This is a genomic window from Pseudoalteromonas espejiana DSM 9414, from assembly GCF_002221525.1.
In the GTDB taxonomy this organism is placed as follows: domain Bacteria; phylum Pseudomonadota; class Gammaproteobacteria; order Enterobacterales; family Alteromonadaceae; genus Pseudoalteromonas; species Pseudoalteromonas espejiana.
Genome location: NZ_CP011029.1, coordinates 334,257 through 350,285, shown reverse-complemented (window position 1 = coordinate 350,285; position 16,029 = coordinate 334,257). Strand labels below are relative to the sequence as shown.

The following is a 16,029-nucleotide window of genomic DNA, read 5'->3' as shown; positions in this document are numbered from 1 at the left end:
CGCCTTTAGGTGTTTCACCTTGTGGTAAACGGGTTGAGTGCATTTGCGATAATAGCCATTTGTCACCCACTTTTGATACAACCACGCTTTCTAACCAATAAATGTCACCGTTTTTATCGGCGTTTTAAAATTGGCTTTATTCCAGTAATTAATAAACGCAACGTTTCCTTCTACACGCGAATTTATAACACTAAAATAATTCGTTCTGATGTAATCAGCGGGCTTAACAACATTTACAAAGTCATCAATGGTCCACACTTCACCGTGCTCTAAAAGTAGAAATGAATCGTCAACGGCTGCGCGCATTTTTGCGTGATCAAAGTTAGAAACAGCTAAAAATAAATCGCTTACGGGCGTAAATATAGTGTTGTCTTTTGCATGTATTGATGTAGAAAATATGAGTAATACAAAAAGGGCAAGTACATGTTTCATTGTTATTATAATGTGTAGTTTTATTAATACTAAGAAGTGTATTTTAATTAAGCAGCTTTAACAATTGAAATAAAGCAAATTCAAATACTTAATAACACTCCTTTATATAAAAAGCACTCTATAAGAGTGCTTTAATTTAAACTTTTTCAATCAAGCTATTCATCTAGCCAATCGATGGCGGCGGTGGCGTTTTCATAGTATTGCACCTCGCCTGAGATAAACCAATTACCTATTTTAGCCATGCGAGCTTGCCATTCTTGATTGCCATAAATAGCAATTTTATTAAATTCTTTTGAGTGTCTTACGCCAAGCTTTAAATCATCCCACGCGGCTCGAAGCTCCCAGCCTTCTAGCTCGCTGGCATCAATAAGCACGTTTGCTATAGGGTGTTTAACCTCGCCAAGGGCAGAGTCGATCATGGGGGTAATGACTTTATAGTCTTCATGGGTGAGTGTACCCACTGCTTTTAATTTTAAAAAGAATTCTCGGCCTGCGCGTTCAATACCAATAGATAAACCATGTGTTGTGTGTACCATGCTGCTCTCCTTAACTGGGTGCGCTTAAAATATTTACAGCCTGTTGTTTGGATCTAGGGCTTAAATTGTTCTATTTAAGTTAGTAGTAACTACTTACAAATACCAAACATTGACTGACTTAAGCTATAAAACTACACCCTATTAAGTTAATTAGTACTGAACTAAATCAAACAATACGGCTAAATAAAGGCAATAACTAAGCCTTTTGCACACGCTCAATTTGCTTATTTACATCGGTTAAATGGCCTAATTTAAGCCATACTTTTGCACCTTGCTTACCTGCGGTTATATTAAGCTCGCTATTAATAGGCAGCCTTAACCAACTGTGCTTTGTTAGTGTGTCTGATTGCTCACGAATATCGCCTTCAAGCACCAGTAGTTCAGCTCCTCCGCTTGCTCTAATTTGCATATTGGCACCGGCTTCAAAGTGCAATAGGCTCACGTCTTCAAAGTCATCTTTATAAAGCGGTGTAATGGCAAGCCCTTTAAATACAGCGTGCGGCACGTTGCCCATGTACTTTGTTTGTAAGCGCACGTGGGCTCTATCTTGTGGTTGAAATTGCCAAAGCTTTACAAATATAACGCAGCCATTTTGTGACCCTGGCTTATGCTTTGACTGAGGTGGGTTACGAATATAAGACCCTTGGGGGAAATCCCCATGTTCGTCTTGAAATACGCCCTCTAGTACTACAAATTCTTCGCCGCCTGTGTGCACATGAGGTGAAAACTCGCTCCCTGGTGCATAGCGCACAATACTTGTAGCGCGTGCAACCTCAGCCCCTACTCTATCAAGTGGGCGCCTATCTACTCCGGCCATTGGCGAAGGGATCCAATCAAGCTGCTCACTATGAACAACGACACGCTTTGAAAAATCGGCAGCTATTTTCATCTTTACACCCTTTAGTTTTGCTTTTTTACGCATAAAAAAAGCGAGCTTAGTAAGCTCGCTTCCTTAAATTTTTAAGCTGTTATGCTACATCTAACTTTTTATGTTTAGAGTGTACAAACACTAAAGCAATTAAGCCAATAATTACTACCGCAGCACCAATTGGTTTACCTAAACCAGCAGATAAGTTAAAGCCAATTGCAGCGGTCATTATGTACGAAATAGTAACGCCCGTTGCAATTACAGCAGGTACGCTTGTGATCCAATGAAAGGCACGTCTATCAAACAAGTACTTAGTAGCAAGCCATAGTACGCTTGTTGAAAGCAACATGTTTGAAAACGCAAAGTAGCGCCAAATCACTGAGAAATCTAATTTAGTCATAAAGAACGCAATTGTTAAAATAGGAATGGCTAACAATAAACGGTTACGTAAACTTTGCGGAATATTAAAGGCATCTACAACCGTTAAACGCAGTGAACGAAACGCTGTATCGCCTGATGTAATTGGGAATACCGCAACAGCAATAATCGCCATAATACCGCCCATTACACCTAAGTAACTATTTGCTACGTGGTTAACCACTAAGCCAGGGCCACCTTGGTCAAGCAATGCTTTTAAGCCAGCGTAACCTTCTGGGAATGCAGCAATACCAGCAAGTGCCCACACACAACCTACAATGCCTTCACACATCATGGCGCCATAATATACTGGACGCACGTATTTTTCGTTTGTTAAACAACGAGCAATAATAGGCGCTTGCGTAGAGTGGAAGCCACTAATAGCACCACAAGTAATGGTAATAAATAGTAACGGCCACGTTGGTAAGCCATCTGGGTTTGGCTCTAAAAAGTCGTGCGCGTGGTCGGCTTCAAAGTACGCTAAAAAGTCGCCAGCTACCGGCAAGTGTGGTGCATCAAGTAATAACGCACCAGCAATTAGCGTGGTCATTACTATCATTAATAAACCAAATAATGGGTAAAATTTAGTGATAATTTTATCAATTGGCAGTAACGTTGCTAAAAAGTAGTAAGCTAAAATGGCCAAAACCCAAAATGTATTGTTAGCTAAAAAAGTGCCTTCAAACACATCTAGGTTACTTAATAAGCCCGCTGGGCTCATAATAAATACAACGCCTACAAAAAATAACAGCATGGCAGTAAATACCAGCATAAAGCCTTTAAATACTACGTTGTAATAATGGCCTGCTATTTCTGGTAAGCTTTTACCATCTTCTTTAATGCTCATCACACCCGAGAAGAAGTCGTGTACCGCACCACCTAATACGTTACCTAGCACAATCCACACTAAGGCAACTGGGCCGTAAAGCGCACCTAAAATTGGGCCAAATATTGGGCCTACGCCGGCAATATTTAAAAACTGAATTAAAAATGCACGCACAGGGTGAATGGCTACATAGTCAACACCTTCGCTAAAGCGTTTTTGCGGTGTATCAACTGTTGTGTCCATACCTGCTTGTTTTTCAACGAATGGGCTATAAAACTTATATCCCAGTATTAAAATTGTGATGCAGATAAAAAAGATGATCATAAAGCACGTTTCTCTTTTGTATTTGGAGTATAGAGCGTGTAATTAACGCCCCGCCTTTCAATCCGTGAATAATCGACGAACATTAACAAAGGATTAATCACCCCACAATAAGACGAATAGCTAATACACAAGGGTCTGTAGACCTTTCAAGGTTGAATTTGCAGCAGCCTGTTTGGTATTTAGCCAAGGCAGAGCGTATGTGGTGTGGTTATTCCCCATAAGTAGGCGATAACGTAGCATTAATGCCAAACAGGCGCAGCCCTTCGGGTTCTGTCTAGGGGCAATTTACTCTTTGTTACTCGGTTTTTACTTAGCCCACTAGGTTACAAACCTTGCGTCGCGATTAAACCGCCCCTAGTTTGAACAAATTCCAACATGCAAAGGTCAACAGACCCTAGTCCTTTTAAGTCACTTTTTATGCACCTTGCTCAACACTTAATCTAAGCGGCTTAATAAATAAAAATTAAAGCAAAAAAAAGCGGCTTTACTATAAAAGTAAAACCGCTTACACACACAATGATTGGGTGTAACTGTGATTTGTTACATTAAGCTGGGCTCATAAACTCATTAATTTGTTCATGCGTTAATGTAGGTGTCGCACCGGCGCTTTCTGCAACCATAGCGCCTACGGCACAAGCAAAATCAACAGCGTGCTGGGCACAATCGCTACTACAAAGCTGATAAATTAACGAACCTAAAAACGAATCCCCTGCGCCAACTGTATCTACAACGCTAATTAAATAACCTGAGTTATAGTAATTTTCGCCTTTAATAGTGAGTAGCGCACCGTGGCTGCCTTTGGTTACACAAAGGTATTCGGTGTTAGTTTGCTCTGCAATGAACGCTAAATTTTGCTCAAGTGAATGAAACTTACAGCCCATTGCTTTGGCAATTTCGTAAAGCTCTTCATCGTTTAATTTGATGAAGTCGGCTTTGTTCATTAAATCTACTAGCGTATCTAACGTGTAATGCGGTGCACGTAAATTTACATCAAACACTTTAAAGTTAGCCACATCAACCAACTGGTTTAACGTAGCAAGTGAGGCTTCGCTTCGGCCAATTAGGCTACCAAATACAAATACATCACTGGCTTTTACTTTTTCAATAAGCGAGTCAGTAAGCTCAATGTTATCCCACGCAGTGTCGGCTACTATTTCGTAACTGGCTGAACCACTTTTATCGAGAGTAACTTGAACTGTGCTGGTTTTTTTGTCGTTATTTACGCCAATGTATTCGCAGCTTACGCCTTTGTTTTTAATCTCGCCTAATAATTCAGTACCTAACTCATCGTTACCTACTGCACTTATCATGTCGGCTTTAATGCCAAGCGAGTTAATACGTACACACATATTAAGTGGTGCGCCGCCTAAACGTTTATCGTTTGCAAAACAATCCCATAGCACTTCGCCAAAGCAACTTACGCTTACGTCTTTACCTTGTTTAGAATCAATTAAAATGCTCATTATTAGTTACCTTTAGGCTCAAGGACGTTATTCATAATTGCTTTAATTTTGCTCGCAGGTGCGTATAACGCTTCTACATTGTTTTTGTAGTGAGACGTAAATGCGCTTTGCGTGTTTAAATCGCCAAATAAGCTTGTTAGCGATAAAAATGCAAGGTCATCAGTAGCCGTTTTAGCAGCGGCTTCATGTAACTCGCTTTGCATTGCATCAATTACTTCAAGGCTATTGCCTTGCTCATCTGTTTCTTTGTCGCTGTAAAAACACCATGCAGCAATAACCAATGTAGCAAGTGATACATCACGGCCTTGCGCTAGGTTTTCGTTAATAGTGGCAATTAAAAACTTAGGTAACTTAGCTGCACTTTCTGAACAAATACGCGATAAGCTGTCTTTAATGTTTGGGTTAGCAAAGCGTTCTATCAGTGTGTCTTTGTAGATTTCAAGGTCAATGCCTTCTAGTTGCTCTAGGTTAGGCGTTACTTCTTTATCCATAAACGCACGTAGGTACTTTGCAAATAAAGGATCTGATACTGTTTCGTCAATTGTGCCATAGCCATGTACAGAACCCAGTAAACCCAGTACCGAATGGCCTGCATTCAATAAACGAATTTTCATGGTTTCGTATGGTGTTACGTCACTTACAAATTGTGCGCCAACGTTATCCCATGCTGGGCGTCCGCAGCAAAATGAATCTTCAATAACCCATTGAGTAAACGATTCACATGTAATTGGCCATTCATCGCTAACACCGTAAGCATCAACAACGTAGTCAATATCGCTCTTTTTAGACACAGGTGTAATACGGTCAACCATTGCATTAGGAAAAGTAACGTTAGTGGCAATCCACTCGCTTAATTCTTTGTCTTGCTCAGCTGCAAAAGCAAGTAGCATTTTGCGCGTTACATTACCGTTGTGCTGAATGTTATCGCACGACTGTACTGTAAACGCATCAAGGCCTTGTTCTTTACGCAGCTTTAACGCAGCAGTAATGTAACCAAACGCGGTGATTGGGTCGTTCGGGTTGTTAATGTCGTTAATAATGTCTGGGTTTGAGTAATCAAACTCACCCGTTACCGGGTTAAAGTTATAACCGCCTTCGGTAATAGTTAACGACACAATGTGCGTATCGCTATGCGCTAGCTTATTAATAACCGCTTGCTTGTCCTCTGGGGCAAACAAAAAGTCAATCATAGAGCCAATAACTTTGTTATCTATTTGCCCGTTTGGGTGTCTTACCGTTAACGTATAAAGGTAGTCTTGCTGCTTTAAAATATCGCGCAGACCACGGTTACCTTCTAGTAAGCCAACACCACAAATACCCCACTGCTCAGCACCTGGCGTTTTTAAAAGCTCGTTAACGTACACGGCTTGGTGAGCACGGTGAAAACCGCCCACACCAATATGAACTATACCCGCTTTTAGCTTACTGCGGTCGTAGTCTGGTGTATCTACATGGCTTGGCATATCTGCCAAGCTCTGTTGGTTTAGCCCTTTAACAAGAGCGTCAGTGTGCTGGTGTTGAGTCATGGTGCGGCCTTACTAAACAATATAAAAATTTAAATTAAGATGCAGTATTCAGTGCTTTATGGCGCAATAGCGACCAGTAAGCGGTTGCAAAATAAATAATGGTGCAAATAAAACATGCAATTTCAAACTGAGATTTGTTACCTGCGTAAATGCTCATGCTGTCACTAAAAAACATTACTTGGCTGGCAAAGCCAAAAATAATAAGTAACGAAACAGTAGACACGCCATTCAATACTTTTGTAAGCATTGAGTTATCAACCACTGGCGCTTGAACATTTTTAGCAAGCTCTGCTTGGTATTCTTTAATGTCTTGCTGCTCTTGCTCTTCTGCAGCAATTTCCTTGGTGTAGTCTTCACCCGCGCCATATTTTTTAGCAAGCAGCGTGTAAACAACAATAGTGAAGAACCAAGTAGGGATGAATAAGTAATAAAACGACATTACATCAATTGCATTTAAGCCAAAGCCAAACACAAGTGCTAGCGCCCAAGAGGCAATAGCCGGCACGCTACGGGTAATGTTTTTGTATTTAGCCCAGTAACGGGTTAAACCAATTTTAGGAAATAAAACATGCTCAGCAAATACAATACCGCCCACAGGCACTACTAATAATCCTGCGTAAGTAAGCAGTGGTAACATTTGCGAAAATACAAACGGGAAACACGCAATTATAACGGTTACAACACCTACAATAGCGGTTGTACGTTCACGCGATTTATCAACAAAAATAGACTGTGCTGCAAGGCCTGCACGGTAAAGGTTAGCGTTAGCTGTCGTCCAGCCAGCAATAATTACAATGACAAAACCCGTCCAGCCTAATGCGTGGTAAGCAACATCACCCGGATCAAGTGATGAAATAGTTGTTTTAAGTAATACCGCAACACCTGCGCCCATAATACCAGCAGAGATCCATGCAATGTAATGACCAAAAAACATACCTACGCCTGAAAACAAACCGTAGCTTTTACGTTTAGCAAATCTAAAGATTGCCATGTCAATTAAGCCAAAGTGGGTAATAGAGTTTGCAGCCCATGCAAAACCAATCACTTCTAATAAGCCAATGCCTTTTTCGCCATCAGCATTTGTACCAGTCCAGATTGATGAATCCCCTATCGCCATAAAGTCATCAAACCCTGTTAGCGAGGTGACTCCTAATACATGGTTAGAAAGCTCTGGGAATAACGCAAACGAGCCTGCTATAAAAATAACAAACAACCACGGCGCACAAATTTTAGAAAAATCAGCAACCGTAGAAAAGCCATACATAGCTACAAACACAACAATTGAGCCAACCGATAAAACAATGGCTACAAATGCTAGGCTGTTAGGGTACCAATCAAGCTGGGCGGGTATATCAAATAAAAACCTGACGGCTGTAGCCGATACGGTGATCATGGCGGCGGATATAACACTAAATATGACCACGTTTGCCCAGTTATAGAGCTTGGTCATTGAGTTACCAGCAATTTTGTTTAGGTAGTTGTATAAACTTAAACGTGTTTCTACCGCAATTGGCGAGGTAATTAACCACCAAGAACACATAGCTAATAGGTTACCAATTAATAAACCTAATAGAATGTCGATGGTTGATGCGCCTAATGCAACAAAGGTTGCACCAATAACAAACTCGGTTGCAGCAACGTGTTCACCAGCGTATAAACCAGCAAAGTGCTTCCAACCGTGAAGCTTATGATTAGCAACAGGAAGTTGCTCTTCGTTAACATCTTTAAATGTTTGTGTGTGTGGACTTGATGCCATGGTATTTTCCTATTGTTGTAAGCACAGCACTGAATACCAATTTAAATAAGCGTTTCTTATTTAAATTAATAATTAGCTAAATGTTGTGCCTTTTATAATGCTACTACTATAACTTCTTAATAAATAATGCATTTTAGCGACACGCTCCGTCAGTGTTTAAGAGCCTACCGCGTTAATTCTATTACTGTGTTTGTAATGCCGAGTACTGATTGTAAAATTCATCCCAGTGCGTTAAATGTGCAACATCTGGGTATGCTTGGTGAACAAAGTTCACTGCATCTTGCATATGTCCGCCGCCACTGTAATGCAGCACTTGCATATTTGCGGCAAGTGCAGCGCATACGCCGGCTTTAGAGTCTTCAATCACTAAACAGTTTTGTGGCTTAACGCCCATTTGCTTAGCGGCATGTAAAAATAAATCGGGCGCTGGCTTACCGTTTTTTACCTCACTTGAGGTAAATACCTTATTAAAGTATTGCCCAAGGTTAACCACGCTTAATGCTTTAGCTGTGCGCTTAGGGCTACTACTTGTAGCAATACAGCACGGTACAGCTAAACCTTGTAAAACCTCTTTAATGCTATTGGTTGGCATTAATGCAGTTTCGAACTCGTTTAATAGTGCTTCTCGGTAATCGGCTTCAAAGCTCTCAGCTAGGGTCACGTTAAAGGTATTAAATAAGTTTTGGGTCACTGTTTTAAAATTACAGCCCAAAAAATGTTGTTGTACATAAGCACGGTCAATATTAACGCCAATATCTGCAAGCATATTTATTAACACTTGCGCGCTTAATATTTCGCTATCTATAACAACACCATCACAATCAAAAATAACTAATTCAATTTTAGTATTCATATTGCCCCTTTTTATGCACCTAGTTTGGTGCAACCTTAACTTGAGCATAAGCCCAGCAAGTGAGCATATTCTCTTTATTGTTATAATAAGTCAACATCTTGTTAGTGAAAAACGCACCAAGGTGGTGAATATTTATTCATTAATTATGAAATAGTCTGTGTTTTCATTGATTTCAAAAATGCAATTACGACTAAGGTCGAACATTTCAATAACCATTAAGTAAATCGATTATGGTTACTCATGCACCATCTAATTTTGTGATGACAACAATCTAAACAATCAATTTTACCGAATTAATTTTTATTAATACACTCGTTAACAGTTAAACAGCCAGCAACACTGCCGGCACTTTATTAAGACGAGGTCGACAATGAATACTCAAAAAAACACTATTAATAATAAATCTACACTAACGCTAAGCGCGTTAGCACTGGCAATGGCATTACCTGCAAGTGCTGCCACTACACTTACTAAAGACAACGGCGCAGCTGTTGGCGATAACCAAAACTCAATGACCGCTGGCGAGCGCGGCAGTGTATTACTTGAAGATGTACAACTAATTCAAAAGCTTCAACGCTTTGCCCGTGAACGTATTCCTGAACGTGTAGTGCATGCGCGTGGTACTGGTGCACACGGTGTATTTGTTGCATCTAAAGAATTAGACGATTTAACAATTGCAGCGCCATTTGCAGAAGCAGGCAAAGAAACTGACGTATTTGTACGTTTTTCTTCTGTAATTCACTCTAAAGGTAGTCCAGAAACGCTTCGTGACCCACGTGGTTTTGCTACAAAATTTTACACAGACGAAGGTAACTGGGATTTAGTAGGTAACAACTTACCTGTGTTCTTTATTCGAGATGCGATTAAATTCCCAGATATGGTTCACTCGTTAAAACCATCTCCGGTAGATAACATTCAAGATCCTAACCGCTTTTTTGACTTTTTCTCTTACGAGCCGGGCTCTACTCACATGCTAACGTGGGTTTACAGTGACTACGGTACACCAGCAAGCCTACGTAAAATGGATGGCTGGGGCGTACACGCATACAAAATGATTAATAAATCAGGCGATGTTAAATACGTTAAGTTCCATTGGGTGAGCCAACAAGGTATAGACAACCTTGACGCTAAAGAAGTAAACGAAGTGCAAGGTAAAGACTTCCAACACTTAACACGTGACCTTTACAGCGAAATTGGTAAAGGCAACTTCCCTAAGTGGGACCTATACATTAAAACACTTGATCCATCGCAGTTAGATGACTTTGACTACAACCCATTAGATGCAACAAAAATGTGGTTAGACGTCAAAGAAACTAAAGTAGGAACAATGACCTTAAACCGTATGCCAACTAACTTCTTCCAATCTACAGAACAAGTTGCAATGGCACCGGCGAATATTATTCCAGGTATTGAGCCTTCAGAAGACAGACTATTGCAAGGGCGTGTTTTTTCATACGCTGATACACAAATGTACCGTTTAGGTGCTAACCACCAGCAATTGCCAATTAACCGTGCAAAAGTTGAAGTGGTTAACTACAACCAAGACGGCGCAATGAACTACGGAAATACAACAAGCAACGTGAACTACCAACCTAGTCACGAAAATGTTGCAGAAAATCCAATTGCACGTAGAAGTAACACAGAGCTTAAAGGTTACGTACAACAAGCAGCGATTAAAAAGCAGCAAAACTTTGCTCAAGCTGGTGTACTTTACCGTAGCTTTAGCAAGCAAGAGCGTACTAACTTAGTTAACAACTTAGCTGGCGATTTAGGTAAAGTAAAAGACAGCAAAGTTATGCACAAAATGCTTAGCCACTTCTACAAAGCAGACAGCGAATACGGTACACGTTTAACTAAAGCCGTAAATGGCGACATGAAACAAGTTAAGCAACTAGCCGCTAAGCTTTAATAGATTACCCAACCTGTAAGTTATTGAGGAAAGCCTAGCTTTCCTCTTTTTTAAAAAGGTAAACCCTATGCGTAAATTACTTATAATATTTACTTTAGTGATGAGCTTTTCAAGCTTTGGTAATGAACAACAAAGCACTGTAAATGAGCCTACAACCGCCCAAACACAGTACGAAAGCCTACTTGCTTATTACTTTGCTGCCGCGCGCACCGACGACACAGCCGTTATAACGCAGTTTGTTGATGCAGGCATTCCTATTAATAGCTACAACAACAAAGGTTACACCGCCCTCATGATTGCCACCTACCATGGCAATAAAAGCACGGTAAATACCTTACTGCAATTAGGTGCTAATGCGTGCCTTGAAGACAACCGCGGTAACACAGCGCTAATGGCCGCAATATTTAGAGGCGAATTTAGCATAGCTAAAACACTCGTTAGTCTTGATTGCGATAACGCACATCAAAACAAAGCAGGCCAAACCGCTGAGCAATTTGCACAAACTTTTGGTCAACAAAAAGTGCTCGACTTACTCGCACAGGTAAATAAGCAAAATTAATACGGTATTATTTACCACTCACACTCAGTAATTGAGGAGAGAACACATCAATAATCACAGTGATTTATATAAAAGTGAGACACGTTTTATCCAATAACTGTCTCACTCCCCTTTTTAAATATTAAAAGCGATACGTTACAGACGCACCAAGCGTTTGAGGGTTAACAACAGCCACATAGCCTGTTGGGTAACGCCCGCTAGCAGGTTCTACCGATGTATAGGCTTCTTCATCTAACGCGTTGTTAATATAAGCACTCATTAACCAATGCTCACTATCGTAACTAATTGTGGCACGTGTAATTGTGTAGCCACCGGCAATACGCTCTTGTGTATTAGTTAAATCACCATAATATTCATCCACATAATTAGCACTTACATTAACCTTTAAGCTATCAGTAAACCAATGCGATAACCCTAAGCTCGCTGTAAGCTCTGGTGCAGAGTTAAGCTCGTTGCCAACGGCATCGCTGTACGTGGCTGATTCATCTATTTTAGTTTTAAGTAACCCAAGCCCTGCATGTAGTTGCCATTGCTCACCTAACATACTGTACGCTTCAAGCTCTAAACCATAGCTATGTGCATCATCAATATTAGTGATTTTTCTATCTGAGCTTAACGCTTGATACCCGTCAAAGTTATTATAGAAAATGTTCGCGCTAATATTAATATCACCATTATTAAGCACACTGCGCGAACCCAGCTCGTAGGTATTTACTGATTCTTGGTCGTAGTAGTAATACTCTTGTGCGGTAAAATCTAACGCGCCGCCACCCGAGTTATAGCCTCTACGAGCACTGGCCGATAACGTTGTTTCATCTGTAATTTTGTATTGAATTGCTAATGTAGGTAATTTTATAGTGTTAGAGTCATCTAATTGCTCAACTAATCTACTGCCACCAAAAGCCATATCAAAATTACGAAGCTGCTCTTCACGCTCTACTCTAAGCCCTGCGGTAAGCGTAAACGCTTTGCTTAACTTAAAGCTTGTTTCTGAATAAATTGCTTTTGAGTCACTGCTGTCGTCACCAAAATATTCTGTTGCGCCTACGCTTTTAAAATCTTGATCACGGTCAAAATAAGCAATACCCACAAAGCCTGAGTAAAAATCACTGTTTAAGCCAAAGTTTAGCTTGCTATCAATGGTGATATTTTTTTCATCCATCGACACGTCAGACTCAGCACTGGCAAGTGCTTCATATGCTTCGTAGCCCCATTCGTAATCCATATAGGCAAGTAAAATATCGAACGAGAAATTATCGTTAATTTTGTAGCTAATATCTACCTGCGTTGTATCTGACTGCGTATCCATATCGCGCTGAAATAGTGGAATATAATCCGTTGGTTCATCACCTTCAAAATATTTACGGCCGGTATTACCCTCTTCGCTGTACGTTGAATATGTTAACTGCACCGATAAGTCTGAAGTTGGGGTATACAATAACTTTGCGCGCGTACTACTGGTATTGAGCTCGTTAAGGTTTTTATCTGTTGGGTTAGTTTCGTAGTGCGTTGGGTTACTAAATGTTTCGCCGTTAACATATTGGGTAGATAAGCGAAATGCCAGTACGTCATCAATTAATCCACCTGAAATAACTGCCGCAGTATCGAAGTAGTTGTCTTGGTTTTTGTACCCTACACGCACGGCACCTTCAAAATCTTGTGTGGGTGCTTTGGTTGTCATATAAACAGCACCACCAATACTATTACGGCCATTACTAGTAGACTGTGGCCCGCGGTATACCGCAATTTGGTCTATATCCCATAGACCTGTGTCGCCGGTTAAATCAGCGACAAACGGCTGGCTTACACCATCAACCAATGTTGAAACACGGGCCTTTGACCCACCACTAAACGAATTAAAACCGGTGGCGCCGCCATTACCCGATACCCCACGCATATCAGGCACAGCACCAGTTAGTACAACCACATTAGCCATTTCGGCTAAAGCGTCAGAAACAGAAGATAGTTGCCCATTTTCTAATAACGATTTATCTACTACCGCTACCGATGTAATTGTATCTTTGAGTGATTTTTCAATTTTTTCACCTGTGACCACAATAGTATCCATTGACTCGCGACTTGTTTGGTCATCGGCAAACGCTTGGCTTTGAGTAAATAATAAAGAACTCGCAATAAATAAAGACAGTTTATTGCGTTTAAATGAAGCAACCACGGTTATTTCCTTTTATAAATAGTTGATATTGCTGGGGGAAAAAAAATAACACAACCACAACACCATTGCAATTGAGTTTAATTATCATTTACACTAGCATAAACATTAATAACTAACTGCAACCATGCTTCAACTTACTGTTATTTTAATCCTGCTCATTGCTACAACTTTGCTCTATTGCACTAACCGCCATCAAAGGTTATTAAAAAAGCCTATATCTAAGCACTGGCGTAAACTTGCAACCCTTCTTTTTATAGCGGCAATCGCTTTAGCTTTTTATATTTTTACCTCTGCTGCGGCCGCATTTTTTATTCTGTTAATAGTTATGCTGGCTTTGATGATCGTCCCATTTACGAGCTTATTTAAAAGTAAGGATATTAACTAATGAGCGCAGTACAAAGGCAAAAAATTAAACCAACTTGGCTAGGAAAAAGCCTAGCAGGAGGCCTTTTAGGCTTAGCCCTTGCATTTGTTCTAGTCGCATTTTTTGCTTGGTATGGCCCCGGAGGAATAGATGCACGCGACAAAGTACAATTCAATATGTGGATGATCCCACTAATATGGCTAACTATTTTTAGCTTCACGTATTTATTTAAATCTGCAAAGCAAGCATGGCTAACTCTCGGTGGGCTAAATATAACGCTTTATAGTTTATTTTTAATGTTGGGGCATGGGCTATGAAAGTAAGAGCAGATATTTTACGTACCTACCAAGGTGTTCATACTTGGACTGGGATCATTGCAGGCTTAGTACTGTTTATCGGCTTTTACGCGGGTAGCTTAACTATGTTTAAGTATGAGCTAGCTGATTGGGCAACGCCTGTAAGCGCACCTGTAACTGAGCCAAAAACTAGCAACTATCAAGCCTTAGTAGATAAAGCTATTGTGCAATACCCTCAGCAAATGAGTAATGGCTTTTCTATAGATTTATTAACTGATCAAGCGCCGCTATCTTGGTACAGCCAAGGTAAAGAACGAGGAATGGCCCTTGATAACCAATTACAGTTTTTACATTTAAATAGTAAAAATGAGCTAGTTATTGAGCAAAAAAGCGAAAGTAAGCTCGCAGATTTAATTGACTATCTGCATCGTACCGCTGGTTTTGCTGGCGAAATTGGGCATGACCAATCAGGTGTATACATACTGGGCATTGCGTCGGTTTTATACTTTTTAGCGTTGGTGTCTGGGGTAATTATTTTATTGCCAACACTTGTAAAAACATTCTTTGCAATCAGAAAAGAAAAAGGCCCAAGCCGCTTTTGGCTCGATAGCCATAATTTAGTGGGTATCGCCAGCTTACCTTTTCATTTAATTATTGCCTTTACTGTTGTTGTGTTTGCTTTTCACGATTTAATTTATGATGGGTTGTCGCCATTTTACGACGATAAATCGTTTTTTCAGCGCCCTCCTCCAGCAGCGCACAGTTACCAAATTGAAAACTTACCCAGTATAGAAAAACAGCTTTTAGCTGCAAAAAACTATGCCCCAGGCTATGAGCCAATTCACATTGCTTTGAGTCGACTAAATACCAACAGCCCTACAGCAATTGTTAAAATGAGTAATGAAAGCGCCGTCGTTAGAGGCCCAGATACAGACTACTTATTTTTACAGCCGTATACATTAGAAATCCTTAACTCAAGTTACCCTCAAGGTGAAGAAAGCCACTGGGGTAACATGGTTGCAAGCATCTTTTCGTTACACTTTGGTACGTATGGAGGTGAATGGGGCCGATGGGGTTACTTTGTAATGGGACTATTTGGTGCGTTTTTGTTTTATTCAGGTAATTTATTGTGGTTAGACAAACGTGCTAAAAAAGATGCCAATAAACGCAGTACTCTTTTTATGGCTAATTTAACAATTGGTGTGTGCTTAGGGTCAATAATTGCAGTGGTTGCCACTTTATTAGTCGGTAAGTGGGTAAACCAATTTACAACTAATGCAAATTACAGCTATTTATATAGCTACTACATAGTATTTTTTGCTTTTGTTGCCTACACCTTTAAAAAAGGGACTCAGCACGCAAGTTATTGGGGATTAGTTAGCCTGGCAGGTTTGTGCTTATGTATGGCGGGCTCGACCCTATTACAAGCCATATCTACAGAGCACTATTTTAAATATTATCAAAGTATTACTGTTGATTTTAGTGCGGTAGTATTTGCACTTATATTTTACTTTAGCGCCAAAAAAGTAAAAGCAAAATCTGCCCATAATACAAGTACACAATAGTAGTTTTACAACGGGGTTTAAGCTAACAAATTAAACCCCCCTTTACTGCTTTGCCCCTTTTCAAAACGTCAGCGCTAAACACTTTACAAACTGGTATATCGCCCCCTGGTAATTAAGCTTTGGTTTAAGCTGTTATTCTATTCTTGCTTAAGCTGGTCTAAC

Annotated in this window: 13 protein-coding genes; 4 read left to right on the top strand and 9 right to left on the bottom strand. The window is 40.2% G+C overall.

What is annotated here, in order from left to right; genetic code table 11:
• Positions 1–90: 90 nt before the first annotated feature.
• The 8 genes from PESP_RS18455 to PESP_RS18420 all read right to left on the bottom strand — a co-directional run bounded on the left by PESP_RS18455 (position 91) and on the right by PESP_RS18420 (position 9,001).
• A complete protein-coding gene (locus tag PESP_RS18455; RefSeq protein ID WP_245852311.1) occupies positions 91–432 on the bottom strand; it encodes a nuclear transport factor 2 family protein in 342 nt (113 codons plus the stop codon).
• Positions 433–587: 155 nt separating this feature from the next.
• On the bottom strand, positions 588–968 hold the full coding sequence (locus PESP_RS18450; protein ID WP_024032784.1) for a SpoIIAA family protein: 381 nt from the start codon (positions 966–968) through the stop codon (positions 588–590).
• A 196-nt stretch (positions 969–1,164) separates the two neighbouring features.
• A complete protein-coding gene (locus tag PESP_RS18445) occupies positions 1,165–1,857 on the bottom strand; it encodes a cupin domain-containing protein (RefSeq protein ID WP_089349834.1) in 693 nt (230 codons plus the stop codon).
• Between the two features lie 79 nt (positions 1,858–1,936).
• A complete protein-coding gene (locus tag PESP_RS18440) occupies positions 1,937–3,403 on the bottom strand; it encodes a carbon starvation CstA family protein (RefSeq protein WP_089349480.1) in 1,467 nt (488 codons plus the stop codon).
• A 545-nt stretch (positions 3,404–3,948) separates the two neighbouring features.
• Positions 3,949–4,866, bottom strand: coding sequence for a carbohydrate kinase family protein (locus PESP_RS18435; protein WP_089349479.1), 918 nt, complete (start codon positions 4,864–4,866; stop codon positions 3,949–3,951).
• 2 nt (positions 4,867–4,868) lie between these two features.
• Positions 4,869–6,392 carry a mannitol dehydrogenase family protein gene (locus PESP_RS18430; RefSeq protein WP_089349478.1) on the bottom strand — a complete coding sequence of 508 codons (1,524 nt, stop codon included), beginning with the start codon at positions 6,390–6,392 and terminating at the stop codon, positions 4,869–4,871.
• A 34-nt stretch (positions 6,393–6,426) separates the two neighbouring features.
• Complete coding sequence (locus tag PESP_RS18425; protein WP_089349477.1) at positions 6,427–8,148, bottom strand: purine-cytosine permease family protein; 1,722 nt, start codon at positions 8,146–8,148, stop codon at positions 6,427–6,429.
• Positions 8,149–8,329: 181 nt separating this feature from the next.
• The gene (locus PESP_RS18420) at positions 8,330–9,001 is read right to left on the bottom strand and encodes an HAD family hydrolase (RefSeq protein WP_089349476.1); all 672 of its coding nucleotides are present in this window, start codon (positions 8,999–9,001) and stop codon (positions 8,330–8,332) included.
• A gap of 370 nt (positions 9,002–9,371) precedes the next feature.
• On the opposite strand from PESP_RS18420, the gene PESP_RS18415 reads away from it, so the two are divergent.
• Together PESP_RS18415 and PESP_RS18410 are read left to right on the top strand one after the other, a co-directional pair.
• Entirely contained in the window at positions 9,372–10,910 is a 1,539-nt protein-coding gene (locus PESP_RS18415; RefSeq protein WP_089349475.1) for a catalase, read from the top strand.
• 67 nt (positions 10,911–10,977) lie between these two features.
• Positions 10,978–11,469 carry an ankyrin repeat domain-containing protein gene (locus tag PESP_RS18410; protein ID WP_058549973.1) on the top strand — a complete coding sequence of 164 codons (492 nt, stop codon included), beginning with the start codon at positions 10,978–10,980 and terminating at the stop codon, positions 11,467–11,469.
• 121 nt (positions 11,470–11,590) lie between these two features.
• Here PESP_RS18410 and PESP_RS18405 read toward each other — a convergent pair whose 3' ends face one another.
• Positions 11,591–13,642, bottom strand: a complete 2,052-nt coding sequence (locus PESP_RS18405) for a TonB-dependent receptor (protein WP_089349474.1) — start codon at positions 13,640–13,642, stop codon at positions 11,591–11,593.
• 384 nt (positions 13,643–14,026) lie between these two features.
• Here PESP_RS18405 and PESP_RS18395 point away from each other — a divergent pair, with 384 nt between their 5' ends.
• Both PESP_RS18395 and PESP_RS18390 read left to right on the top strand, forming a co-directional pair.
• Positions 14,027–14,323, top strand: a complete 297-nt coding sequence (locus PESP_RS18395; protein WP_024032798.1) for a hypothetical protein — start codon at positions 14,027–14,029, stop codon at positions 14,321–14,323.
• A complete protein-coding gene (locus tag PESP_RS18390) occupies positions 14,320–15,867 on the top strand; it encodes a PepSY-associated TM helix domain-containing protein (protein ID WP_089349472.1) in 1,548 nt (515 codons plus the stop codon). The genes PESP_RS18395 and PESP_RS18390 overlap by 4 nt, the downstream gene beginning before the upstream one ends.
• Positions 15,868–16,029 lie beyond the last annotated feature (162 nt).